Source organism: Paraburkholderia sp. BCC1876, assembly GCF_902833695.1.
GTDB lineage: Bacteria > Pseudomonadota > Gammaproteobacteria > Burkholderiales > Burkholderiaceae > Paraburkholderia.
In genome coordinates, this window is sequence record NZ_CADFGI010000008.1 from 262,909 (window position 1) to 287,755 (window position 24,847).

At 61.5% G+C, this 24,847-nt stretch carries 25 protein-coding genes; 5 read left to right on the forward strand and 20 right to left on the reverse strand.

The features are described 5' to 3' along the window. Positions 1-21 precede the first annotated feature (21 nt). The 6 genes from HWY05_RS27085 to HWY05_RS27110 form a co-directional block, all read right to left on the reverse strand. Positions 22-2,343: an SMC family ATPase gene (locus HWY05_RS27085; protein ID WP_176060252.1), complete on the reverse strand. Its 2,322-nt coding sequence runs from the start codon at positions 2,341-2,343 to the stop codon at positions 22-24. Continuing rightward, positions 2,331-2,885, reverse strand: a complete 555-nt coding sequence (locus HWY05_RS27090; protein WP_176060253.1) for a hypothetical protein — start codon at positions 2,883-2,885, stop codon at positions 2,331-2,333. Before HWY05_RS27090 ends, HWY05_RS27085 begins: the two co-directional genes overlap by 13 nt. Positions 2,886-3,095: 210 nt before the next feature. After that, complete coding sequence (locus tag HWY05_RS27095) at positions 3,096-4,514, reverse strand: metallophosphatase family protein (protein ID WP_176060254.1); 1,419 nt, start codon at positions 4,512-4,514, stop codon at positions 3,096-3,098. 264 nt (positions 4,515-4,778) lie between these two features. After that, a complete protein-coding gene (locus HWY05_RS27100; RefSeq protein ID WP_176060255.1) occupies positions 4,779-5,135 on the reverse strand; it encodes a hypothetical protein in 357 nt (118 codons plus the stop codon). 223 nt (positions 5,136-5,358) lie between these two features. Next, positions 5,359-6,759, reverse strand: a complete 1,401-nt coding sequence (locus HWY05_RS27105) for a hypothetical protein (protein ID WP_176060256.1) — start codon at positions 6,757-6,759, stop codon at positions 5,359-5,361. Continuing rightward, positions 6,756-7,022, reverse strand: a complete 267-nt coding sequence (locus HWY05_RS27110; protein WP_176060352.1) for a hypothetical protein — start codon at positions 7,020-7,022, stop codon at positions 6,756-6,758. Before HWY05_RS27110 ends, HWY05_RS27105 begins: the two co-directional genes overlap by 4 nt. Positions 7,023-7,774: 752 nt before the next feature. On the opposite strand from HWY05_RS27110, the gene HWY05_RS27115 reads away from it, so the two are divergent. The 5 genes from HWY05_RS27115 (at position 7,775) to HWY05_RS27135 (ending at position 10,683) form a co-directional block, all read left to right on the forward strand. Continuing rightward, positions 7,775-8,326 (forward strand): DUF1845 domain-containing protein, encoded by a 552-nt coding sequence (locus tag HWY05_RS27115; RefSeq protein WP_244146717.1) that lies wholly within the window; start codon positions 7,775-7,777, stop codon positions 8,324-8,326. Between the two features lie 133 nt (positions 8,327-8,459). Then, positions 8,460-9,374 (forward strand): hypothetical protein, encoded by a 915-nt coding sequence (locus HWY05_RS27120; RefSeq protein ID WP_176060258.1) that lies wholly within the window; start codon positions 8,460-8,462, stop codon positions 9,372-9,374. A gap of 7 nt (positions 9,375-9,381) precedes the next feature. Further along, on the forward strand, positions 9,382-9,777 hold the full coding sequence (locus HWY05_RS27125) for a polymer-forming cytoskeletal protein (RefSeq protein WP_176060259.1): 396 nt from the start codon (positions 9,382-9,384) through the stop codon (positions 9,775-9,777). 16 nt (positions 9,778-9,793) lie between these two features. Continuing rightward, the gene (locus HWY05_RS27130; RefSeq protein ID WP_176060260.1) at positions 9,794-10,354 is read left to right on the forward strand and encodes a hypothetical protein; all 561 of its coding nucleotides are present in this window, start codon (positions 9,794-9,796) and stop codon (positions 10,352-10,354) included. A 2-nt stretch (positions 10,355-10,356) separates the two neighbouring features. Continuing rightward, complete coding sequence (locus HWY05_RS27135) at positions 10,357-10,683, forward strand: hypothetical protein (protein WP_176060261.1); 327 nt, start codon at positions 10,357-10,359, stop codon at positions 10,681-10,683. A gap of 332 nt (positions 10,684-11,015) precedes the next feature. On the opposite strand, the gene HWY05_RS27140 is transcribed toward HWY05_RS27135, so the two are convergent. The 14 genes from HWY05_RS27140 to HWY05_RS27205 form a co-directional block, all read right to left on the reverse strand. Next, positions 11,016-11,756 carry a hypothetical protein gene (locus HWY05_RS27140; RefSeq protein WP_176060262.1) on the reverse strand — a complete coding sequence of 247 codons (741 nt, stop codon included), beginning with the start codon at positions 11,754-11,756 and terminating at the stop codon, positions 11,016-11,018. 15 nt (positions 11,757-11,771) lie between these two features. Further along, positions 11,772-13,478 (reverse strand): ATP-dependent helicase, encoded by a 1,707-nt coding sequence (locus HWY05_RS27145; RefSeq protein ID WP_176060263.1) that lies wholly within the window; start codon positions 13,476-13,478, stop codon positions 11,772-11,774. 11 nt (positions 13,479-13,489) lie between these two features. Next, positions 13,490-14,371 carry an ATPase gene (locus HWY05_RS27150; RefSeq protein WP_176060264.1) on the reverse strand — a complete coding sequence of 294 codons (882 nt, stop codon included), beginning with the start codon at positions 14,369-14,371 and terminating at the stop codon, positions 13,490-13,492. Between the two features lie 342 nt (positions 14,372-14,713). Continuing rightward, positions 14,714-14,962 carry a hypothetical protein gene (locus HWY05_RS27155; RefSeq protein ID WP_176060265.1) on the reverse strand — a complete coding sequence of 83 codons (249 nt, stop codon included), beginning with the start codon at positions 14,960-14,962 and terminating at the stop codon, positions 14,714-14,716. Between the two features lie 123 nt (positions 14,963-15,085). Next, positions 15,086-15,691 carry a DUF4400 domain-containing protein gene (locus tag HWY05_RS27160; protein ID WP_176060266.1) on the reverse strand — a complete coding sequence of 202 codons (606 nt, stop codon included), beginning with the start codon at positions 15,689-15,691 and terminating at the stop codon, positions 15,086-15,088. Then, positions 15,681-15,944: a hypothetical protein gene (locus tag HWY05_RS27165; protein WP_176060267.1), complete on the reverse strand. Its 264-nt coding sequence runs from the start codon at positions 15,942-15,944 to the stop codon at positions 15,681-15,683. Before HWY05_RS27165 ends, HWY05_RS27160 begins: the two co-directional genes overlap by 11 nt. Beyond that, positions 15,901-16,419: a hypothetical protein gene (locus tag HWY05_RS27170; RefSeq protein WP_176060268.1), complete on the reverse strand. Its 519-nt coding sequence runs from the start codon at positions 16,417-16,419 to the stop codon at positions 15,901-15,903. The genes HWY05_RS27165 and HWY05_RS27170 overlap by 44 nt, the downstream gene beginning before the upstream one ends. Positions 16,420-16,429: 10 nt before the next feature. Next, positions 16,430-18,295, reverse strand: a complete 1,866-nt coding sequence (traD, locus tag HWY05_RS27175) for a conjugative transfer system coupling protein TraD (RefSeq protein WP_176060269.1) — start codon at positions 18,293-18,295, stop codon at positions 16,430-16,432. Continuing rightward, complete coding sequence (locus tag HWY05_RS27180; RefSeq protein ID WP_176060270.1) at positions 18,292-19,758, reverse strand: TraI domain-containing protein; 1,467 nt, start codon at positions 19,756-19,758, stop codon at positions 18,292-18,294. Before HWY05_RS27180 ends, traD begins: the two co-directional genes overlap by 4 nt. Beyond that, the gene (locus HWY05_RS27185; RefSeq protein WP_244146711.1) at positions 19,758-20,882 is read right to left on the reverse strand and encodes a type IV secretion system protein; all 1,125 of its coding nucleotides are present in this window, start codon (positions 20,880-20,882) and stop codon (positions 19,758-19,760) included. Before HWY05_RS27185 ends, HWY05_RS27180 begins: the two co-directional genes overlap by 1 nt. After that, positions 20,882-21,580 carry a DUF4141 domain-containing protein gene (locus tag HWY05_RS27190; protein ID WP_244146718.1) on the reverse strand — a complete coding sequence of 233 codons (699 nt, stop codon included), beginning with the start codon at positions 21,578-21,580 and terminating at the stop codon, positions 20,882-20,884. The genes HWY05_RS27185 and HWY05_RS27190 overlap by 1 nt, the downstream gene beginning before the upstream one ends. Positions 21,581-21,699: 119 nt before the next feature. Next, positions 21,700-24,162, reverse strand: a complete 2,463-nt coding sequence (locus HWY05_RS27195; RefSeq protein ID WP_176060271.1) for a type IV secretion system protein VirB4 — start codon at positions 24,160-24,162, stop codon at positions 21,700-21,702. Further along, positions 24,156-24,467, reverse strand: a complete 312-nt coding sequence (locus HWY05_RS27200) for a VirB3 family type IV secretion system protein (protein ID WP_176060272.1) — start codon at positions 24,465-24,467, stop codon at positions 24,156-24,158. Before HWY05_RS27200 ends, HWY05_RS27195 begins: the two co-directional genes overlap by 7 nt. Further along, on the reverse strand, positions 24,460-24,840 hold the full coding sequence (locus tag HWY05_RS27205; RefSeq protein WP_176060273.1) for a TrbC/VirB2 family protein: 381 nt from the start codon (positions 24,838-24,840) through the stop codon (positions 24,460-24,462). The genes HWY05_RS27200 and HWY05_RS27205 overlap by 8 nt, the downstream gene beginning before the upstream one ends. Positions 24,841-24,847: the final 7 nt, after the last annotated feature.

Below are 24,847 nucleotides of genomic sequence, written 5' to 3' on the forward strand. Positions count from 1 at the left end.
CAGAGTTAAAGAATTGAACGTCTACGCGGCAAGCGCCTCGACGTCGATCACGGCATCGGCTTCGGCAACCAGATCGGGCGTTTGCGAGATAAAAAACTCCCGCTCATAGCCGCCCTGCTTCAGCACCTCGCGTTTCATCCGCATGAACTGCACCTTGCGCTGCGGATCGAGCGGACCATCGGATTCATCGCTGAACAACGTCTGGTAGGGCTGGCCAGCGTTCTGCGCCAGGTACAGCGCAATACCGCGGGTCAGACACTCGTTGATCCAGACCTTCTGGCCGCCCGACATCACCGATACCGCCTTGGTGCTGTCGTTGTCGGCGTCGTGCACGAGGATTTCAAATCCCTCGCGCATCTCGCCGGTGGCCAGTGACTTCTGCGTCTGGATCTCGACCGTGAAGCGCATGCCGTAACACGCGAGCAACAGGTCGTTGACCTTCTGCGTGAGTGCCGGGCCGGCATCGTCAATGGTCAGGGCAATAACGCCTTCGTTGCCCAGACCTTTCGCGGTCAGCTTCCACCGGGCGATCGCGTCAGAGATGCGGTCGGCGCGCAACTGCGTTGCGTCGAATCCGGCAAGCTCCTTCGTCATCGCGTCACATTCGGCCTGCCGCGTCGCATGGGAGCGGATCAGTACTTCGATCCTGGCGTCGAGCGCCACAATCGCTTCGCGACCGGCCGTCAGCTGACGATCAAGCTCCGCGATCGCGGCCGAGACGTCCACCGCGGCGAGGCGCGAGACTTCCGCCTCAACCTCACGCAACAGGCCGGTCAGCCGGGTCGTTTCCGCCTCCCGGCGGGTTCGACTCTCCAGTTCCTCCGCCTCCATCGTCGCCAGTTCCTGCCGGGCGACGTCAAGACCGGAGGCGGCGGCATCGAGCAACGGTTTGCGTGCCGCGAGCTCAGTCGCTTTCTGAAGATCCGCGCGCGCTGTCGCAAGAGCGTCCGTCGCTGTTCGCAACTCAAGCTGCTTCGCCGCCAGTTGTGCAACCTGGGGGGTCAGCAGCTCAGATTGCTCACGATGTGCCCGGAAACTCTCCCGAAGCTTCTGCAGCGAGATCACCTGCTCCGCAGCCTGCGCCGAGGCGTTGTGCGCCTGTGCAAGAAGAGGACAGGTAGCGTGCATCGCATGACCCGCGCACGGCACTTCGCTCACCACCGCTGCCTGTTGCTGCAACGATTTGAGCAAAGCCGCCTGCGACGTCCCCTGAGACTGCAGGCCTTGCAGACTGGATGTCACCGAGGTGAGCGACAGGCGTTTGGCGTCCAGATCGGCGATCGCCGCCTGCAGCGGCGCGACGCGTGATTCCTCACGGCTGATCCGCAGCGTTGCTTCGTCGCGCGCGGCGGCAGCGCCGGCGATTGCATCGCGATCCTTTAACGTCGCGTCGTGTCCAGCGATGGTCTGCCGGATCACTACGCGTCGCTGGTCCGCTCGCTGCGTGGCAGTCGTCTGCTCAGTGGAGATCGTCTGCAACGAGCCGGATAGCTCATTGCGACGGGTCGCCAGTTCCCGGAGTCGGGTCTCGACAGTCGCGTTCTCGCCCTGTTTCGAGACAAGGGAGGCGCGTTGGGTGGACAGGTTTGTTGCGCCCAGTTGCAGCGCATCGCGCTCCGTCCGGGCAGCCACGAGCGAGCTCTCGTCAATTGCAATCGCACGTTCGGTCTGCGCTTTCCGTTCACGCTTTCCGGACAGCGCAACGATTTCCTGTTGCACGGCCGTGAGCGATCGCGTGAGCACCTTTGCAACCTCTGCAGCTTTTGCCGACAGCGCACGCAGGTGATCGATCTTCAGCATTTCAGCGAGCAACCCCTTGATCTCGCTCGCGTTGTAGGACGCAAGCGGACGTCGGTTCTGCGCACAGAAAACGCTGGTGAAGAACGATTCAAGCGAGCCACAGATCGCCTCGACGCAGCGGTCGTAGGTCTCGCCCTTGCCGTCGGAGACAGTCCCGTCCGGCAGCGTGAACGGCTGCCACGTACCGTCGGTGCCGCGCCATGCGAGAAAGTACTCGGCCTTGCCAACCTTGCCGGGCTTGCGAAAAGCGAATGAAGAGCGGTACCGGATACCATCGTGCTCCCATTCGAATTCCTTCCTCGCCTGCGCACCAGAAATATTGTCCCAGTACGAAAACGCGTCGACCGAAAGCTTCGTTGCTCGGGACGGCATGATCCGGTACGGATGCAGGTTGTCCATCAGGGTGGATTTGCCTGCGCCATTCGCACCGGTCAATGCAATCAGACCAGTCGGCAACGATTCGAGATCGAGCGTGACGCTCTCGCGCTTCATCCCGTCACGAACGCCGTAAAACCCTTCAAGCGTCAGGATCAGCGGCCGCATGACGGCACCTCCGGCTCGGGTGAATCGTGAAGATAGTCCGACGGCAGGCACGGCGCATCGTCATCGTTGTAAAACGACGCCGGGACGACCGGATCGGGGGCTTCAACGCCGGCCGATACCTCGACTGCAGGCGCCGGCACCAGCTTCCCGGCAACCGCCTTCGCGACGTCGTCGCAGCCTTGCGAGAATTGCGACGTGACCTGCCTGATGAGGCGATCCCAGTCGTCGCAGCCAGTCAGCGCCTTGAGCTCGCGCCCACTCCACTGGTTGGCGTAGCCTGAGTTGAACGACCACAGGAGATTCTGCATCTCGACATCAGGAACAACCACGATGCCGGGCTGATCGCAGCCGGTCGAGTGCGCGAGCACGAGACAACAGTCGCGTTGAGCGAGCACGGCGCCGCGTTCGACGCCAAAAGGTTGATGAAAAATGCCGGCAGTGAATCTTGCGTACGTCACAAGATCCTGCTGCAGCAGGCGGGCAGATACGGTTGCGTTGTAATGCCGGACCCAGCTCGAGCCAGCGGGATACAGTCCAAACATGGTCACACTCCACGAAAAACGGCGGAGTGCTCCCGTTGGGGATCGCTCCCCGCCAGGGTCAGAAAGAAAATGGATGCAGCAGACTGCGATCGATGCGTCGAAGACGCGGGGTGAACCCTGTTTCGATAGCCCGGATAACGGACGGGCTATCGGAACACGGCGGTGTCCGCGTGTGAGCGCCGTACCGGCCGCTCACACGAAAATGCGGCCTCAGGCCGCGAACAGATCATCGGAAAGCCAGGCAAGCGACGGCGACGCAGATGCGACTTCCGCCGCCGGTTCTGCGCCAGTCACCGGTACCCGCTCCTGCTTGTCAGGCATAACGTCAGACACACCGTCAGGCACAGCTTCCTGATCCAGAATCCCGACCGCCTGAACCAGGCTGAGTGCTGGCGCCGCAGGTGCGCTGTCGATATCCGCCAGAACGCGGGCCGCGATCGCCTCCGCGTCCCCAATCTCAAGAAGCTGGAGACAATCAACTACCGGCGCCGGCGCGACGTCCGACAGCTCGCACCAGCGGATCACCTTGCCTTCGACAGTCGTCTCCAGGCTGATCCCCTGGGCACGGCTGCGAACGACGGGCAGGATCCGTGGCTCGACCTTAAGCCCCGCAGCGCCAGCAAACATCGCGGCGATTGCCTCCCGATCCACCAGTTGCCGATGCTCTTCGTCGATCTGCCAGCGAACGCGGACGAACTTGTCGCCCGCGGTACCTGCGATCTCCTGAAGCTTCTTCATATCCGGCGGACCGTCGAACTCGACGCTAAGCATCTGCCGCGAGGGCGTCGTGACCAGATCCGCCGTTGCGCGGCCTGGTTCAACGTCCCATAGCAGGTAACCCTTGTCGCCCTCTTCGCCGTAGTGAAACCGGCCGATCGATCCCGGATACGCGACAAGCCTGCCTTCGCGGCCCCATTGCTGCGCCTTGTGGATGTGCCCAAGCATGAAGCCATCACATCCGGCCTCGAACAGCGCCGTCAGCGAAAACTCATGATCGAACCCCGCCATCGTGACGCCGTGTTCGGTCGTACAACCGTTCACGGTGCCGTGCGATACCCCGATGGTCGCAATGCGCGCTTCGCGCAACGCAGCATTGACCCGACCGGCCGCGGAGAGATACGCGGCCAGCACGTCTCCCAGTTCCGTCGCCGCAGCGGTCGCCCCAACGCTCACCGCGAGTTGACCCTTGTTCACCGTGGGAAGACAGGTGAACACAGCCTGCGGCGGCACGGCGAGGAGATCGCGCAACTCGTCGGCCGAAAAGACCGGACCATGCGACGCCAGAAAATGACCATCGACCAGTGCTACCTGGCAGACGCGGTCCGCGATGAAGACCGGATGCACGCTTCCCATCAGCGCGAAGTTATCGAGCGTGCCCGGAGGCTCGTGCGAAAACGTGCCCTGAAGCATGATCACCGGCATCGTTGCGGCCAGCCGGTGGATCTGGCTGGCCAGCGCGTGCAGCGCCGGCGCGTGCGCGTCGAGTCGATGATCCGTCGAGTCGCCCGAAATGACACCCACATCCGCGCGGCGATCGATCGCGTCTTTAACGGCGAAACTGAAACAGCGGTCCGATTCGGCGAGGTTGTCCGGCGCGTAATGCAGGTCAGAAAAATGAGCGATTTTCAAGGTCGTCTCCATAAAAGAAAAAGGCCGCCATCGGCAGCCTCATTGAGTGATCGCCATAGCCTGGCACACGGAAAAAAATAGGGGGAATCGCGCCGGACGTGATGACGTAAACAGATAGCCATACCAGCTGTCGTAATGCGTGTCCGTAAGCCATCTATCGTGTGCGCGACTCAGCGAGTCGACTTTGGCTTCCAGAAAAAATTGGGCATCGGAAGGAATTCCGAAGCGTTTTGTGCCCTACCGGGCCCGCAAGCGCTTGCTAATTCACGTGGTCGACCCGCGACGCCCATTCGTCGTCGAAATGAACGCTCTACGCTGTTCAGCACAGTAGATTTCTGTTTCGTAGCGCTCCGACTCCACCCCGCACTCGGCTAGATTTCCGATGAGGTCATTAAGAGCCGCCTCATTAAGGAAGAAACTACCAACCTCTTCACAGCCACGTCGAATGCTTACCAGAAACGCATGCGCGACCGGAACAAGGTCCGGCGCGAGATATCCGTCGGCCTGCAACATCGTCTCAAGCAATCCGCGTGATACTGGCTTCCGGTAATCGCGGTCGTGTAGAACGCTGTTCGTGTCGGAGAGCAAACGGAGCAGATCGTTGTGGGAAATCAAAAGCATGTTTTTCTCCAAAAATGTAAATGGGCTCAGAGCCGTCGCCGATTTCGCCGAAGCGATTAGGGGTACGGGTCACCGGGTAACAGAAAATGGCCGTAAATCACGGCGCTGGTTTCGATGCGCGAGCGCGCCGTCGAAAGCACTTGAGCAAGCCTGCTTGCTGAAATGTTCTCGCGTCGGAAAGGTGACCAGCCCCGAAGGGCTGGCAAAGGTTGTGAGGAAGCGGTCAGATCAGCAACGCCTGCTGCCGTGCATCGACGATTTCCCTGTCGAGCGCGGCGCGGTCCGTGAGCGCCTGTTCGAGCCGTGCGTTCATCGCATCGACATCCTGCGGCCGGTCGGTCCAGCCGCGGCCCAATCGCGCGTGAGCGTAGACACGGAAATCGTGCTTACGGTCGTCGGCGTTCAGGCCAAGCCGTTGAAGCAGATCCGCCAGGCGGTGCCGCTTCTCCTCAAGCGTTTCATGCGCCGGGCCGGTGTCAGGTTGCCCACCGGCATGGCTCATGACGTGCGCGAGCAACGAGCCGGTTGAAGTAGCATCCGGCTTTGACGTGGCGTCGTGTCGCGTTGGCGTCTGCTGCGGCACAGACTCGGCCTTTTCCTGAGGATCCGGATCAGCATCGGCTATCGCAATGCCGCCGCCGGCGTGAAGAGGATGAACGTTGCCGTTCGCCTCCACCAGCGCGACTGCACGGCTGGCCAACTCCAGGGCCGGTTCGGTATCGTCGGCACCATCGAGCAACGAAGCGATGTCGATCTCCGCATCCAGCACCGTCAGCATCTGCTTTGCCCGTAAGGGCTCGCCGTGTTCGCCGATACGCGTGATATCGAATTCCCGCTTCGATATCCAGAACCGCGTGCCGGTCAGCCTGCCGCGTGCGAGCACCACCGTCTGCATGGCCGAGTACGCCTTCTGCAGGACGTAGATGCTGTTGGTCGGCAACTCGATCAGACCGAGCCCCTTGATGTCCGGCACCGCGAAGATGAAACTTGCCGAGAGATTGCACTGCCGCGACTGGTACTGCGGACATTGCTCCGGATTGCACACCCCGTCAGGAATGTCACCGTCCTTGCGCAGGATGATGTCCCGGCCGCCGAAAGAACGCTTCGCGCGTTGCGCGCGCGAGTCACGTTCCACCTCAGCATAGGTCCTGCAGTATCGCTGTCCGTCGCCGCCGTACTCGGAATAGAACTTCCGGCCGGTAGCGCCCCACGTGGCCATCTGGTTGGGAAGATTGCCCATCCAGTCATTGAAGGCGAACAGCACCGGAAACCGATAGAGCCTCATCCCCTGCCCGCGATCTTCGCCGTAGAGGCGGAGAATTTCGTCAGCCACATCGGGATTCGTGAAGTCCGAGCGGCGACACGTGAAATACGGCACGTTGCGCGGGATCAACGCATTCTTGAGACGGAACCGCGATTCGAGCGTCTTCTCGATTGTCTCGAACGAGTCGCCTGCGGCGACCATCTCCCGATAGAGGGCGACGGCTTCCGGCTTCTCATTCGCGATCGCCTGCTTGATCACCTTGATGCCGGGCCGGATCTTGCCGATGGTCGGCGGGCGCAATGCCCTTTCTTCGACGATGCTCCGGGGAGGGGCACCGGACAGACTGAGAACAGCGTTCATGAAGGTTTCCTCGCTAGAAAGAAGATTGCCGTCGTGCGCAACTCACTGGCCGACTGCGCCAGTTCCGTTGCAGCCGCTTCTCCGCGGACTTCGGCAATGTGTGAAAGAAAGACGCGGCGCTTGGGGTCGCTATACGCGGCGATCCGGGCAACCTCGCACCGCTGCTGCCAGGCTGGCGAAGCGGTATCTGCACAGGCGCGCTCCTCATCGATCGTGCGGCTGATCGATTCGGCATTACGCGCGTTGAGACGGTCGGGAAGCAGCACAAAACCTCCGGTGGTCAGGGAAAGAGAAAATCACAGGACAAAAAAAAAGCGCGCTCCCCGGTCAGAGGAACGCGCTTCGGTATTCGGTATGAAATGACCCAGACACCACATCCCTTCCGGGGATGTGGTGTCCAGGGAGCCGCGAGGCTCACAATCGGGAACGTTAGGTCGTTCCCGCGCAGCATGGTCACGCTGCGCAACAGCCCATTTTCGGAAAATGCATTCCGCCGCAGGATCACGGATCAGCCTACTTCAATCGTTCTACCCGAATGGGCTCTGGAGAGAGAACACCCGAATCTTCGGGTTCGAACGATGTCGCGGCGCAAGTGAATGCGGCCGGCAACGAGTTTCATGGCTGAAAGACGGGGAGCGCGGGCGAGGCGCTCATCAGAAGAGATTCCACACCAGTAGCGAACTGGCCGGAGCATGCCCAAAGGCACGGCTTGGTACAGAAGATGGACTCCGGGTTAGGGAGTCGAGGTCGATGCGTCGGAGACGCCAGGAATGAAGCCAGTATGGCGTGAAACCGAAGCGTCGAGCCGCGGAAAGACAATGAAATCAGCGTAGCTTTTGGTTTGATTGCTCAGACATTAGTCAATCACAATGGCCGGTGAGAGAGACCACACCTGAAAGCAATGGCCGCCGTTCTAGATACTTCTTCCGATCCGGATTTCCCGCCTTCCAGTCAGGACGACGCCCAACAGTCGTCCATCGGGTCCACCGCTGCGATGGGCACTGCGGTTGTGGTGATGCAGACAGGCTCACCCGGGCCAGTGAGCCAGTCGAGCGGGACAGGCCTGAAGCCGATCGCACGACTGACGAGCGATTCACGTATCGACAGGATCATTCCTGAGTCGAACGCGCGCACGATTCTGCGTTACAGCTCGCAGTTCGCCCGCGACTTCATCCGGTCCGACTACAACTTCTGTGCCTCGAAAATGGCCGTCGCCCGCAAGGGCAAGGTCCGCGCGCTCGACGCCGCGCTTCGCGAGACGTCCGAATGGCTCACCAAGGCCATCGCATGGGTCGAGAAACACAACGCCCGCGAACTGCGTATGGAATATGAAGAAATCGAGTTGACCATCACCCGGCCGCTTGCCGGAAGTCTGGTGCGATGTCTTACGCAATACGATCGCCTCTGGGTGCGAACGCTTGAGGTGCAATTTGCTCGCAAGTTCGATACTGATGACGCCCGCGAGATTGCGCTGGCCAACGCAGAGAAACGCATCCGGCACATCCGGCATGTGTGCATCCCTGACAACGACCAGTATGCGGCCGACGGCACGCGCATTGACGGCTGATCGCTACCTGTAGCTTTTCGCAATATGTAGCTTTTCGCTACCTGTCTACCCGAAGCATCCCATCAACTCCGTCTGGCTGCCTTGACTCGTGCGCCGGATGGCTACGCTCGACCTGTAACCCAACGAGGACGACATGGATCTGAAGGAAATCCAGGCGCTGCACGCACAATATGCGTCGCCTGCACATACGATCGATCTGGCTGGCCAGATAGCGGGCATGCCCGCGCTGCCTGCGCCCGGTGACGGCGTCCGACGCCGCAGAATCCGGCTCGGTGCATTTACCCGGTACCGGCGCCACGCGATGATCGCACTGGCAGTCGGCGTGCTCGCCGCCGGGGCCGGCGCCAGCGCCGCGCGCATCTGGCAGGTGCTACGTAACCAGACAGCGCCACACGTCGCGGCGAGTACTCAGGCGGCCGCGATCGCGGCCCCGCCACAGTCGTCGAAACGGCCGACGGCGCAGGCGACCGGTGACGGAACCTTGCCGCTCAATGTCGCGCCGCCACGTCCGCTTAGTTCGGCAGACTTTGATAACGCTGGCGCTTCCCGCGCGGACAGCCTCGGGGCCATAGATCCGCGGGCACTGGCCAGATCGGCTGATGCGGCGCGCACCGGTGCTTCTTCCCGGCCAGATCCAGGCCGATCGCTCCCGGACAACGCGGCGGCCGCCGCCTCGCCCATCCATGCACCCGCCCATCGGGATGCTGCCGCCACTGCTGTCGTCGCGGCACCAGCCGCCCCGGCTGCATCCACTGCCAGCGCGACCCAACCGGCCGTGTCTGCACCGGCGCTAACGCAACCTGCACCAGTCAAGGTCGCAGGCGAAGCAGCGCCCGCTGTCGGCCAGGCCACCCCGGCGGCCCCCGCGCCGCCACCCGCCGATAAAGCAGCTGCCCGTGCACTGCGTCCGATGCATCGTGTGGTGCCTCGTCGCAAACCGGCTGGTGAGAGCGCCGGTGACCCGGCTAACCCCACCGCTTCCACGCCAGTCAGCGCGACCAAGCCGCCGTCGGCTGCGGCCCGAGTCAGCGACGTTCAACTTTTCTGAGGCAATCATGAAATCCCAACCGCTCACCGTCACCCTGCTGGCCCCCGGCTCAACCATCCATGGCGACGTCATTCTGGACCACGGCCTGAGCACGTTCGGCATTATCAGTGGCAATCTGGTCGCCAACATCGGGCTGCTTCATGTGGGACCCGGAGGCATGATCAAGGGCCGTGTCGAAGGTGAACATGTCCGCATCGATGGCATGGTTGAAGGCGATGTGCATGCACGCGGTTCACTTGAAATCAACGGTCGCGTCAAAGGCAACATTTTCTATTGCGGCACCATCCGGCTGGGCCCGCGCGCCGCGCTCGAAGGTCAGATATCGCGTGTCGCGCGCGAGCTGACGATCGAGAACGCCGCGAGCAACGTCCAGCCCCTGACGCGCACGGGCGTCACATCCTGAAGCGGAGCTCCATCCCATGTTCTATTCACTTGGCGGCTGGCGCCGCGCTGCCGCCAGCGTCCGCCCATTTTTCGCGTTTGCGGTCTCGTGCGCGCTGTTCGCTTCGGGTCTCGCCACGCTCTATCGCGTCGACGCCGCAACTCTAGCCAGGCACGGATCGCTCTACGAGACGCTGGATCAGCTGTACCTTGCCGTATGGGGGACGCACATCTTCGCCGAGCCATATCTGGACCTCCCAAGTCTCGTATGGATGGGCGGAGCTGTAACGATGTTTTCGCTCTGCTGCCTGATGCTGACTGTTTTCTGTACCTATCTGCTGAACGCATTTATCCGGGGAGGTGCCGCCTGGCAGGAAGCGGCTGAGCTACTTCGAGAGAGTTCCGCACCGCAGTCGGCGCATGGTCCCTCGCCAGCGCGACCAGTTGGTCTGTCGCATCCCGCACTCGCGGCTCCGGCCGTTGGCCGCATAACGGATTACGGGTACGAGCGCTTCGCGGAGCACCGTTGCCGATCGGGCGGACCCGCAAGCGGCACAAACCGCGCCCCGCATACCGGCCGGCAGCCGGACGAGAACTGATCATGAAAAAGACCACCATTTTTCACGCTAGCAACCGAAGCATCCACCGGGCCGTCGACTACGGCGCGCTTTCGCTTACGGACGACGAAAAGCGCCGGATACTCGATCTGGGCGCAGAACCGGACGCAGCGGCACCAACATCACTGCGGGCGGAGTCTCGCGATTTGGCCGACGGCGTGGGACATACACTTGGCTTCGGTCCAACGGCCTTGAAAAAAACCGTCGCTGAAATCCTGATGCTTTCCGGGAACAAGGCAGGCAGCAGTCCAAAACGGACAGCAACACCGATTTCGACACCCTACTACCGTCGCTTTACCCGGGGGCGGTGAGCGGATATCGGGCCAGTTTTTCAAGTTTCACGACAACCGGCCGTTATCACGTAAATCTTTCCACGAAACGGAGCCAATCATGCCGGATCTCGACTGGGGAACCGTAGTTATCGAATTCGCCGCGCTCGTGGCAATCATCCTGACCATCTGTGTCATCTCCATGCGCGCTACCAGGGCGCCCCGCCCCCGGTCTCAGGACCACTAACCGGCAGCCCGGATTCTCGATCTGCGCGACACCAGCATCGACTCTGTTCACCGCGCGGGACACAAAAAAGGGGCCGTCAAATTCGACAGCCCCTTTTTCCTTTCCCGCGAACTCCGACGCACCCCGCTCAGATTCCCTGGTCCGCCCGATAGAAAAGCGCCTGATACCCGGGCAGATGCACCAGCCAGTTCTCCCGATCCACATCGACGCCGCGGCTTTCCAGCCACACGGCCAGCCATTCAAACACGCACTCTAGCGCGTGAGCCGCCGCGTTGGCCGACAACTGGAGCGCCTGATGGGAATGCAGCAGCGCGTACGCCTGCGAATTTGCCAGAAAGAACACTGGTGAGTCGGCATACCGGCGCCGCCACGTCGTCACAAACAGCGATGCCATCCCGGCACCGTCGACGGAGGGAATCACCTCCCGCTCCAGATCGCTGGACTGATTCAGCGCGTGCACCGCTCCCGCGTCGTTTGCGGGCCGCTGGCCAAGCGAGTGAAGCGCGACGGCATTGGCCTGCCTCCACGTTCTCAGAGCGTCGTCGCGCGAGTTGAGCCAGAGACTGGACGCGATGCCACTGTTCAATGCGTCTTCGCACGCCCGGTTTGCCACGAGCGAAAAGCCGACAACGGCGAGCGGCGCCCAGTCGTCCTTGCCCACCGCATAGCAGTACGTGTCCTCACCCTCCCGATACCAGAAACAGAGGTCATCGCGGGCCGCGCCAGCGAAGCGGAACGCCCTGGCCGCCTCGCGATGCGGCGGTAACGTCGGCACGACCGGTTCAGGCTCAAGCGCGGGTGTTTCGTGGACCAGCGCCATAGGGGCCGCAGGCACATAGCCAAGCATTGCAAACAGGCGGTTCAGCACGGATTCTCCACGAGCTTATTGCACTTCGGATTCGATCACGAAGCGCGAAATTGGATTTTTCCGGATGGTGGCAATAGTCAGGGTGTCACGGGCGCGGGTCATGGCCACATAGAACAGCCGACGTTCTTCCGACTCGGGGCTCTTGTCGTCCGGGACGACGTTTTCCTCTGCGCGCGAGATCCACACGTGATCCCACTCAAGCCCCTTCGAACTGTGCATGGTCGTGAGCACCAGCGCCCCGTCGACGGGCCTGTTGTTGTCGCGTTTCAGGAATTCGATGCGCTCCGTGAAAGTGCCATTCAGGCGCGCGATCACGTCATAAGTCGCCTGGATCGACCGGATTGCAGCGTCGGTCTTCGCGTACGTCAGCATCCATTCCCGCACGCCCTCCAGCGCGAGTTCGAAATACTTCCGCTCCCGCAGCGCCTGCCATTCGGACAGCCGCTTCATGAAGGCCCGGTACGCGGTCGCTGTGTCCTCGGGTAGCCCAAGGGCGACCAGATCTTTTTTCGGCCGCTGCACGAGCACCGGGCCCATATCGCGATGCAGGACGGAGAGGTGTACCGAGCTCATGCCGCTATGACCGAGAACGGCGTCGATGCCGTTGAGTTTGGTGCCCTGCACGATTTCGAGCAGGTTACACATCAGGGCACCTTGGGGCCTGTTAATGATTGACTGTCCGGAGGCGCGGAAATACGGCACGCCATGGGAACGGCACACGGACTCGATCGGATCCAGAATGCGGTTGGTGCGAGCGAGGATGGCACACGAGTGGCCGCCAGCGAGCTTCGGCTGGAGCGATTCGATTGCAGCGACGGCATCGACATATTCATCGTCAAAGCGCTGCGAATCGACAACGCCACCCGCGCCGCGCTCTGCGCGCAGCAGCTTCGGAATCCGGTCTTCGTTGTGGCGTATCAGGCGGTCGGCCGCATCCAGAATCTCGCTGCGGCACCTATAGTTACTGCCGAGCACAATCCGTTGGGCATCGAACGCTTTGGCGAAGGCCTCCATGCCGCGATAACCCAGCGAAGCGCGAAACCCGTAGATACTCTGATCGTCGTCGCCCACCACCGTGACGCACGCGCCAGCCCGGGCATGTAGCTCCACCCAGCGATACTGCAACGGGTCGGTGTCCTGAAACTCGTCGACAAGCAGATCCGTAAAAGCATAAGGTTTGATATCGCCCTTTTCCATGCCGGCGACGGCGAGCCGCAGCATGTCCTGGAAGTCAATCTTGCCGTTGCGGGCGAGCGCTTCCTGATAGGCGTTGTACAACTCCGCTTCAGTCGTGCCTTGCTCGACGCGACCAAAATTCGTCTTGATACGCTCGATGACGGGAATCGCTTCTTCAACCTTCCAGTTCAGGCCAAGTTCCGCCAGCACGCGTGCGAGCAGCCCGGTCCGGTCGCCATCGGACGCGATATCGCGTCGCGCGCCGCCGCCCAGGCCGAGCTGCCGGAAAGCCAGCGAGTGGAACGTGCCCGCGGTCAGCCGGCCTTTGGCGTCTGGCGAGGCAGACCGAAGTATCCGGTCGCGCAATTCGACTGCTGCGTCCTTGCTGAAAGTGACGGCCCCGACCTTCAATGCCGGATCGCGAAGCAGGAGCGCCGCTTTGGCTGCGATCGTCTTGGTTTTGCCGGCGCCCGGACATGCGATCGCGACGCAGGGCCGCCGCGTCAGCGCCACCTCGCGTTGCTGCGGATTCAGTTCGTCGAGCATGGCATCATCGATCAGCGGCCGCGAACGGTCGTCATCAGCTTCAGGTGGGTCATATAGCCACGAACGCCCACCGGATGGAACTTGCGCAGGAAGCGCGAGGTTTCCTCGTCGACGTCCGACTGGTCGCGCACGCCGTTCCAGACGAGAAAGTCGAAATGGTCCATGACGCGATCGAATTTCATGATCAACGACAGCAGACGCATCGCGAATCGGGAATATGCTTCGACCTCGATTTCCAGCGACGCTTTCGTGACCGTCGGCTCAAACACGATGTCGCCGCGGGCGCGCATTTCCGCCTCGGTGCGTTCGCGGAACCCGCCGGCGACCGACAGCTGCTCATTGACGTACTCTTCGAGCTGCCCGACCTGCTTCTCGAACCATTCCTCGACCGCACCCTGATCCTGCGCGCTGAAAGTCGAGCGACCGAAGCGCTGGATGTTGATGCTCATCCGGTTCAGATACGGCCACCATTGCTCAAAAAGCGGCTTCATGCGCGTGTGATTGAGTCGAACTGCGGCAGGCACCACCGCCGCGCCGGAGAGCTGGCGGTCCATGAGTTCGCGACCGATCTCACGGCGCCGGCGCACGATCCGGGCGCGCTCGTCAGGCGGCAGATCGCGGAACATCTTGCGCGTGCGCGCAACCTGCGCGCGCTTTTCTTCCGCCTCGGTCGCGGAGATCATGCCTTCCTTCTGCAGGATGGCGGCGTCGCCCTCCATCTGCGCGAGTTCCCGCTCGAGCTCGTTGTCGTCGGCGCCGTCCGTCAGCGCCCGGCCCGAAGCATCGGCCGCCTCAGTCACGCCAGCGGTCACGCCCGGGCCATCAGCGGCCGCCGTGCCCCGCATAGCCACTTCGGCGTCGTCCAGCCTGTTTTCGTCGTTGATGGTACTCATGTCGATGGATGTCCCTGTTGGAGTGTGCACGCGCACCCGCGCGGCATGAGCTTATTGTTGCGAGGAACGATTCCCTCCGCAGGCCAAAACATGCCCGATTTCAAAGCGCTTTTGAGGTGTTACCGCGGGAGTGGAACGGCCCGAAGTGCGGGCGACCCTTCGTGCAGGGTCGAAGTCCGGGAACCGCGACCACAAAAGAGCAGGGATTGAACCGTCGCGTGAAAGCGAATCCAGGCGGGGAAAGCCGGGGCGTGCGGAACGAAGAGGGACGGCACTGACGCGCCGGGCGGCCGCCAACACGCCATGCGCTCGGGTGGAGGAAAGAACCGAACGGGCGCGCCCCTAGCGGCGCGTGCTTCGGCGGGAGCCCCGATACATCAACGTGTCCATAACGGTGCCGGCCGTCGACCCTGTGGCCATTTGGAGAGCGACAAGAATGAGCATGACCGTTTCAACGGCGGTCCAGAAGCGGCCTGAGTGCAGTAGCAACAGCACGTCGCGAAGTTGCGTCGTTTCGGGGTTCATGTAGTACAGCGCCGCGAGCAGCACGATCAGGAAAGAATAAAACGAGCTGCGAAGAAGGGTATGCATACTGTTTTTCTCGTTTATCCTGCCACGACCGGGAGTGAGCGGACATAGCAGGCGTCCAACACGTTGGGCGCACTCAGGCGGAAAGCCCCCGATTTTCAGGTAGCTTTCCGGATATCGCGGTGGCTATTGATAGGACGACGACGCCTTCCACAGAAGCAGCCCCAGGCAGATCGCGACGACGACCCAATATTGCGCCAGGACGGGCACCGGCGCGACGAGCACGGCGAACGTGATACCGAACACCAGCAGAATGCCGTGACCTGCAAGGTGGAACGACAGCGGACTGGCCATCCCGGCGGCAGCCGCCTTTATCTTCCGTCGCATCGATCCGTCGACAAACATTGCAAGACAGAAGACAGCCGTGCCGAGCAGCCAGAGCTTCATCACGATTGCCCGGTAGAGCAGCCGGTAAATCAGCAACCAGAAGTTTTGCACCCAGGTGTGGGCAAAGTCCGATACGCCGCCATCGCTCAGAGTGTCTTCGCGTGTCGCGTCGATCGTAGCCCGCACGAAGCCTGGCTCGACGAACAGGCGCTTGAACAGCAGATTGGTGTGCGCCACCGCTTCGTCCGCCCGGGCTTCTCCGACCGTTGCGACGACCGAGCCCGATTCCTGATCCGGAATCTCGAACAGCGAACGCTCAGGAATCACCGGCATGATGAACACGGATATGATGGGCACGATAAAAAACCACCATTTCACGTGGGAAACAAAACGGCTATTTGCCATAGAAGTGCGCCCCCACCTCGACCAGCAGGTACAACGGGAAGATGAAAAGCCCGGTCAAGCCCAGATAGAAGTGGATGGGCTTGCGCTCAATGAAGATGGCGAGTGCGTAGGCCAGTGCCTCGCGGCCCTTCGCAAAGTCGGCGGGTGGCGACGCGGACATTTCGTCCTGCGACTGCGCGGTGGACAGCGCGCGGCGCGCGACCGGCTCGTCAACCCGCGAGAGCTTCGCAATCAGCCAGACTGTGAGAGACATCGTAATCCTCGAAATAAAGGCGGAAGCTTTCTCCCGTCAGCGCGCGCGCAGCCAGCTGGAATGCTGCTGACCGGTGAGTAATGATCTCCGGGCAACGCTCGTCGACCATGCCGATCTCCCACTCGCCGTACCGCGCCTCGAAGGCGGGAATCGGTTCGAACATAGGCGACCACACGGCGTACTTCTCGCCCTGGCTTGCTACATAACGCCTGTTGTAGAGGAGATGCGCACGCTCGAACAGGCCCTGCATGAACGCGACGTGCGGCGTGCCGCTCTTGCGCGTGCGTTTGAAAGCAGCGAGCCCCGACTGCAGCATCTCGACAACGAGCGGATCGGTTTCCCCCATGAACCGCTCGCCGATGAAATCAGCTACGCGCGCACACGCCAGTTCAAGCTCCGGCGCCAGCGTAAAGACCGGAATGAGGCGGGACGAGAGCTTGTGGTCGCGGATAATTTGTTTGAATACGGCAGACATGCGTAGGTTTTCAGCCTTGAAGGATTGGAATGCGGCCTTGGTACACCGCCGCGCCGGAAATCCGCATGAAGTACTGCAGGTTCGGCAGGCTGTGAATCAGGCGGGTTGGGATCAGAGGGACCTTCTCCAGTTGCAGCGAGCGCGACACGCTCCCGTTAAATTCACCGACATGCGCCTCGCTCCCCGTGCTGGTGCTGCCCGTAACAACGAGATTCCGGATGGCGGTTTCACCGACCTTGTCCGAGAACCACTGCGCCGTGTCGCTATCTTCCAAGCGTAAGATGATCTGGTTGTTGAGATTGCCCAAAACCTGCAGCATTTTCGCGGCGTTTCCGAGTCTCGCTTCGAGGTCAGCGCGCGCCTGGAATGCGACAAACGCCTTGAATCCCGCGCCTCGCCCCTTGTTCAGGATCTGGATTACCTGTTCGTTGATGGCCTCGGCGATCTCGTCAATGATGAGCACCACTTCGGGCGGCGAATCGTAGAAGTTGTAGATCGAGCCACACACTGCGGCGACGTCAGCAAGCACCATCGAGGCAATCGCCTTCTGGACGATATTGTTCGACAGTGAGTCGAGGCCCATGTAGAGCACGGCCTTCTGCTTGATGACCTTGTCGATATCCCAGATCTCACGCTCGTCCTCGAAATCGTCGGCCTTCGGCGAAAGCATGAGTCCCGTCTCCCCGGTCGCGAGCATCTGCAGCAGCGGAAGCACGGATGCGATGATCCGCATGTAATGCTCCTTGTCGTGCGTGTGCGTCGCAACCAGTCCGTCGATCGTTTCATGACCTTTGTCGAAAGCGCTGAACCGGGCGTTGTACAGGGCGACCATCCCGTCGACGGGCCCCGCCCCCTGCCTGTTTCCGATGTTCGCCGCGTTAGCCGTGACGAGATCCTCCCAGTTGGCCAGCCCGTTTTCCCGGAAGAACCGCTTAAGCGCTTTCTCAAGCAGGGTCGTCACGCCCGACTGGGCGTATTTGAGGATCGAGCGCAGGGTCGGCTTGTCGCCGATGTACAGTTCGCCTTTGACCGCCCGGTCAATGAAGAGAAAGGCGAAGTCCCGGAAGGGTCCCTCCTCGAGCAGTTGCGCGATACGGCTCGGGATTTCCGACGGCTGCGACCAGTTCTCGATCGGACTCATCCGGATCGACTCGGAAGGCTTCGCCTGATTGAAGTACAGAAATTTGCGGCCGGCGCGGGCGCACTCTTTCTCCACCCGTTCACGCCAATCCTTGTCATTCTTCGGATCGACCATGATCAGCACATCGCCAAGATGAATAACCTGCGTCGAGATGACCTCGTAGGTCCTGGTCTTGCCGCTGCCGGTCGTGCCACCAACGAGCGTATGCCCACCCATCGCTTTATAGTGGAATGGAACGAGGCCTTTTTTCGGCTCCATCCCGTGGATCCACGATGCGCCTTGCGGCATCCGGTCACGAATGCTATCGGCCGGCGCGAAGATCGACTCAATTGCATCCTCGATCTTGCGCCCCGTTCGCGACGTCGAAAGCCACCGCGGCAGGCCCGGGATATCCGTGGTCGGCATGCGCAGGATGTCATGCGCAATCTGGCAATGCTTCTGGGTCCACTCGTAGCCGATCCCGAGATACATCGAGTTGGCTTCCTTGCGCATGCGTTGCTGGATTTTCAGCAGCCTGGAAACGTCAAGGGTGGTCAGCCATTTGGTCGAGATCGCCATGCGGAATTTGAGCGCGGTCCAGATCTGGCTCGAACGAAGCAGCAGCACGAGTACCGCGAAAAGCGCGAAAGCCCAGCCGTACGGCATCCCGGACAATGGGAGGACCAGGGCAGCAAGAAGCCAGAACACACCGGCACGAAATTCATAAATTGGCCGGAAGTGGTTGATATAGTTCATGAAACGCTCCGCTCGAGAATCAGCTCACCAGCGCGGGGGGCCAGTGTGATTTCGCCGTTGGCATTCGTTAGCAACAGGCTACGTTTGCGCAGGTGTTCGACCAGGGTATCGCTCGTTACGCCGTAATTACCGATCAGGCGTTTTGTGAGCACGAGACCTTTCTCGGACCACTCGACTTTGGCTTTGCCGTCTGCCACGTCCTCGCGCAATGCGCGGAACAGTTCGCGGATGATGTTGGGCGCGCCGTTAAGCACGTCGTCGAGTGCCGGGGCAGCGGCGGGCGCTGCCTGGCGTTGCTGACCTGAGACAGTGGGTATATCAGCCGGGTTAACCGCTCCCGAGGCCGGGGCATCGTCCGCAGCGAACGGCAGCCCCATCTGGTCAGCCGCTTTCGCCGCCTTGCCTGATACTTGAGATGAGGCGGTGCTCCCGATGTTCGCGGGCGGGTCGGCCTCGATCTCCAGCACATCCATCAGTGACTTCGACGCCCGCGACTGGGGAGCGCCGGCAGCCGCAGTCGGTGCTGGATCGCAAGCGGTTACCGTCCCGGTCGCGGCCGGCGACAGCGCCGTCGCCAGTGGTGAACCAGATGATGCCGTCGCATTGGGCTGTGCCGGACTCCCGCTTGTGCCCGATAAGCCGACCGTTGGATCGGCAGCCGCGGCGGCGTCCACAGGCATCGTCCCACTGCCGCCGGCCGGCGTCACTGCAGGCTGCAGAAGCGCAGCGACGTCCACCGCTGGCGGCACCGTGAACTGCACCGGTTCAAATACCGCGCGTTGCGCTTTCCGGTCAAACTCCGCGGCAGTAGTGATCGCCTGCCTCACGACCTTGTGCGACAGTGACTCAGACTCCAGCGGCCGCATGCTCGGGTTGATGGCGCCGAACAATTCCGACAGCACCTCGGCATCGAGGCATCCCAGCAGGTCCGGACCGACCAGCATCTGCGCCAGCATCCCGGTGCGCATCCGCTCGACAGGCAGCGCGGCGTCGCGGCGACCGACGCGGTACGGAGCGTCGCCTAGCCACGCAGCAGCCGGTCCATTCGCCGACGGATTCCATTCCGCCATATCGCGTTCGCGCGTCACAACGAAGTGCCGGTGGGGTTCGTCCAGTCCGGAGCAGACCGCTGCGAGGAACACCGCGTAGTTATACTGCGGCTCAATGCGGCGGCGCTTCTCGGAGGTCAGGTTCGTGCCGAATTTCTGGCCACCCGCAAGACGCATCGCATAAAACGCCGTCTCGATCGTGAACCGGAATGCGCCACCCGGCTCACGGTAGATTTCGGCGTTCAACGGCAACGAGGAAAACCAGTTTGCGCAACGCAGGAGTACGGCCATCCACTTGCGGTCGAATTCAGTTCGGCTCGACTCATTCGCGCACTGCGAGATGAGGTCCACGCGTTTGCGATGCTGCTCGACCAGCTCACTCGCGCAAAGCGGTCTGTGCAAAGCACTGGTCATCAGCCTGCTCCCGGCATGGGAATCTTTGTCGCCGCCGTGGCCATCTTGCCGAGAATCGAGCCGGACGCACTCGCGCCGCCGCCGAAGATGCCTGCCATTTTGGGGATTTCAAACGCCAGCAACAGAACGAAGAACGACAGGTCGAGCACGTAGGCCGAGCCATATGCCGTGGACAGCCCGATCTGCTGTGCGCCGGCCAGAGCAGTCGTAATGGACCCCGTCACGAGACGGACCAGAATCGCGGCCACCACGATATACATGCCCGCGCTGATCATGTAATCAAGCCACGATTTGAAGTACCCACGCGTGAAAGACGAGAAGCCCAAGGCAAACGCGATTTGCCCGAGAACAATCCCAACGGCGGCCTGCAACTGTCCAATGTGTATATAGAAAATAAACACGACTGAGGTCACCATCATGATCGCCCAGGCAAACAGCAGCGGGACCATCGTGATGGCCAGCTTCACATAGTTGTACCAGTGCTCTGCCGCGAACGCGGCGATGACCGCGTCGAAAATCTGGCCTGACGCGGATGCGAAGATGCCCTGCCCGCCTTGCATGTTGGCGGTGATCTTCTGGGACAGCAGGACGAACCAGTTATAAAACCCGGGGGCCGCCTTCACGTAACCGACGTAGATCGATGCAAATATGCCGAGCATCGCGAGTTCCTCGAACAGCGCGATCCATGCCGCAACGGGGTCGCCGGTACCCGCAAACCGAATCGCCGCGAGCACGATCGTAATGACTGCGAGGCCACCCGCGAATTTGTCCGCGTCGTCCTTGATCAGCTGGCTTGCAGTGACCGCTGCAGGAATCACGGAATCGAAAAGTGCGTCCAGCTTGCCGATAGCCAATGACGCACCCTTGCCGATTTCGCCGGGTGCGTTGGTCGCCCCCGCCGAGCCCGACGAACCCGACGAACCCGACGAGCCTGCCGTGCCCGAGGGAACGGAAGGGGCGCCGACTGTCGATCCGTCGGGCATCACAATCGACCCGTCCGGCAGTGTTATCGGTATCTCCTGCGCGTGCGCGACGGCCGGCCAGATTACCCCGAGGGAGAATGATGCAATCAGTATCATCATTAGCACCTTCAATCGCGGCGGAAGCGTCATGACCTGGCTCATTATTTGAGACTGTCAAAAGCGGCCCGCTCAGCCGCCTGCTGGGCCGTGAAGCTCTGCATCGCCGACGCCTTGGCCTTATCGTCTTCGGTGGCAATCGACGCCTTCTGCGCGTCCTGCTGCTGTTTGGCAGCGGTAAGCTGCAGCAGATCAGCATTCTGGCTCGTCACAATATCGAGGTAGTGAGTCGTCAGCTCCGCCGTTGCCTGCGCGGTCGGCGTCAGTGCCATCTGTGACTGCAACTGGGAGCGCCGCTGCGCCAACTGCTGGGTGTGTTGCATGACGTCGCTGCCCAACTGGAATAGCCCTTTCGACTGCGCGTCGTTCTGCTGGTACAACGTGGCCATGTCCGCGAACCATTGCGTGTTCGACTTGCCCGACCGGGTCGCCAGCGTCTGGACATGCGTGAGCCATTCGTTACCTTTCTGAAGGTCGCCGTACAGGTCGGTCGCGTTGCTGATCAGGCCTTTGTACTTGTCGATGTCGCCCGTGATCTGGTCGTACTGCGCCTTCAACGCCGTCGGGTCAAGGTTGGTTGCCTGCAGAAGCTGGTTCGCCATCATCTGGTACTGGTAGACGATGTTCGTGTCCTGATAGATCTCGCCTTTCACCGCCTTCGCCGCCGTGATGACGTTCTGTGCGAAGTTGGTCGGGTCGAACACCACCCATTGCGCGCACGCGCCCTGGACCATGCCGAACATGAGGCCCGCCAATGCCACGAGTTGAATGAACGTTTTCTTCATCATTTTTCCTTCACACAAAATTAGCCGCATGCCGCGGATTCGCAATCTCATTGACGGCGCCCGTCGTCAATGCCCTGTCAGTCCATCGCAAGCATTTCCTGCATGTACGCCTCCCTCCAGTGCGGCACGCCCGATGCAAAATGTTTGTCAAGCACCGCCTGGGCGCGGCCGTCCGAGCGCAGCGCAGCGAGTGTTTCCTTCGGGAAACTCGCCTGGAGCATCCGCGTCTGGTTTGGCTGCACCCACAGGTAGTCACGATTGGGCACTGCGTCGGAAATCATCTGGATCTGGTCAAGCGTCAGGCCAAACTTTTCCTGGTAGAGATGCAGGTTGTTCTTCGCATCCCTGTTCGGCAGGTAGATGATGTTCGGGATGTTCTCCTTCAGCACTTCGAAGTCGGCGATCCGCGCGACCTGGGCGAGCGACTGGGTTGCCATCATTAACGTGGCGTTCAGCTTCCGGATCGTCACCGCCCAGATCTCCAGCCGTTCATAGAAACGCGCATTCTTGAAGAAGAAGCCCGCCTCCTCGACCTCGATCACGGTGTAGCGCTTGCCGTCAAGCCACTGGGCAATCCGGTAGAACGCGTAATCCATGAACAGCGCGGCGGCCTCCTGAAAGTTCTGGAAGAGGTCGCCCATCTCGATCGAAATGTCATCCGAGAGAGTGAATGCATCGTCGACGTGATCGAAGAAGCGTCCGTTCTTCTCGCCCTTCGTCCAGACGGCGAGCCGCTCGCGCAGCTCGTCGGGCAGTAGCGTATTGAGAAAGGACAGTGTCCAGAACTCTCGCGGATACCCTTTGCCCAGCGTTTCGACCGCTTCAAAAATCACCCGCTCCTGCGGCTTGGTGCAGCGGAAATCGTCGTCCTCGATCGCCATCTGGACCCACTCAGCAACGTATGGAAAGTGCTTCTCGTCATGCAGCAGCGACAGCGGATTCACCGATGTTGCCGCCTCGAAGCGGCCGGTCGCATCGACAAAATTGCCGCCGGCGAGGACAGTCGGGATCCGTGTCGACCTGTCCTTGTCGAAACGCACACGGCGCGCCTTGTGGCGGCCGGTCTGTGACATGAGGAAATTGAGCATGATCGTCTTGCCGGCGCCGATCGGGCCGAGGATCAGCAGGTGCGAGGCACCCCCGGGTACATGGAGGTTCACCCGTTGCAACGTCTTGTGGCGCGTCGGCAGCATCGTGAGCGGACCGGTCTTCTCGCCGGACTGCTCCGTCAGCCATTCGTTGACAGTATGGCCTTCGGCAACACTACGCAGCGGCGCGATATCGGAGACGGCCGGCGTCTCGACAAACTGCAGGCGGCGCTGCTGGTCCCAGCGCCCGGGGAGCGAGGACGCCCAGCAGGCGAACAGGTTTTCACGCTCCACGATGACACCGAAGCCGGCGTTGCCGATGCGGCCGACCACCTCGCGCGTCGCGTCGTCGACCTCCTCGATGGTGTTGCCGTAGACGATCACCGAGATATTGGCAAATCCATACTGCTGGCCGTCGGCAACCAGTTTGGCGAGCGCCTTCTCGGCCTCATCGGCGAGCCGCTCGCGGCCCTCGTCGTTCTTCTGTTCTTCCTTCGTGAAGTACTGCTTGACCATCGACCACGGGTTGAAAGCCGCGACCTTGTAAAACTTGCGGATCTTGTTGATGTAGGCCGACGCCTTGGTCGTATCGAGGAACCGGAACATGATGCACACGTCCAGCTCCGCGTCCACTTCTGCCAGCACGTCGAGCGCGGCCTCCTGGAAGCCCATCCACTCCTTCACGCCAATGATCTTCGCGTAACGCGTGCCGTACGCGGATTCGAACATCAGATGTTCGGCACCGATCGTCGCGACGGTTTCGGTCAGGTGCGTGTCCAGCATCGTGACCGGGTACCGAACCCTGCGCGGCGGGACCGACGGATTAGCGGTCTGGTGGAGGAACGCGAGCGCGTTCTGAAGCTGCAGGCGCTTCATTTTCAGACGCGTCACGCCGCCCTTGAAAGCGTCGAGCACCGACTCGAAGCGCTTGATATCAGACGTCAACCGCTCAATGTCGAACACGAACGCGCTGCGCGAAAGGACCGAGTCCCTGATCGTCTCGAAGATGGCGACCGGAACAGACTTTCCGCCCACCGTCATGTGATAGGCGACCTTTTCGAAGATCTTGTTGATTCCGGTTTCCGGCGTATACGCGAGGGCCACCGAGTGCGAGTTGCGAAAGTACTTGCCGCTCGCCACGTGCTTGCGGTTAATCGCATCGACGCGATCGTCGATCGACGCGGCAAATGTGCCTTCGATTTCGCCCTTGATGCGCCGGTGCGACAGCCGCCACCATGCAGTGATGCGGTGATCGAAGTTCTTGCACGCATGGTCGAGGTTATCCCGCGCAGCCGAGATATCGGACGCATTCGGGCTGTCGGCGTCGATGCCCTCAAATGTGTACACGCTCAGCAGCGACCCGTCCTTGTCCAGAACAAGTTCGGGCGTGACCATCGTCGCCCACGGCGCTATCTCCTGAATGCCGCGTTTGGTGAAGGTCTTTTTCAGCATGGAAGATCCTGATCGAAGCCGTACGGCCGTTTGAAGCGCGCCGCGCACCGGGCTGTTGGCACCGGCTCATACACATCCGGGTAGCGGTTGTAGACCATCATGACCAGGCGCCACCACGGATCCTTTGACGTTTTCCAGCGCAGCAGCCAGTGCAGTGCGAAGCCGACAACGAGAAACGCCGGCGTCGTACTGCTGTAGCAGAGCAGGATCGTGAGCGTGCCGCTCGCGATCGCGAGCCCACGGTCAGCGCCACCGATTTCGCGTGGTCGCGACAGCGAGCGGCTGACCTTGGTCCGCTTACGCACAGGTGTAGTTGATCTTGAGGTGGTTCTTGACGATCGGAATCGCGCACGATGCGATACCGAGACCGACCAGCACCAGCGAGATGAACTTGCCGATCGAGCTCTCCGAGTTGGCGATAGCGACCGCGCCGATGATGATCAGCACGATGCCGATCGCGTACAGCCATGGGCCGCTGACGTAGGAAGAGATCAGGCAGATCACGTCGGTGGCCGAGCCGAGATCGCTCATGTCCACGGCCGACGCCATCGGCGCGAAGCACGCAAGCGCGGCCGCCACGATGGTGCTGCGAATCTCCTTGCGGCTGAACAGCCGCGCGGCAGCGGTGCGGGTCGCCGCGCGGGCGCGGGCGAGTTGGGCAATCAGGTGCTTCTTCATCGATACT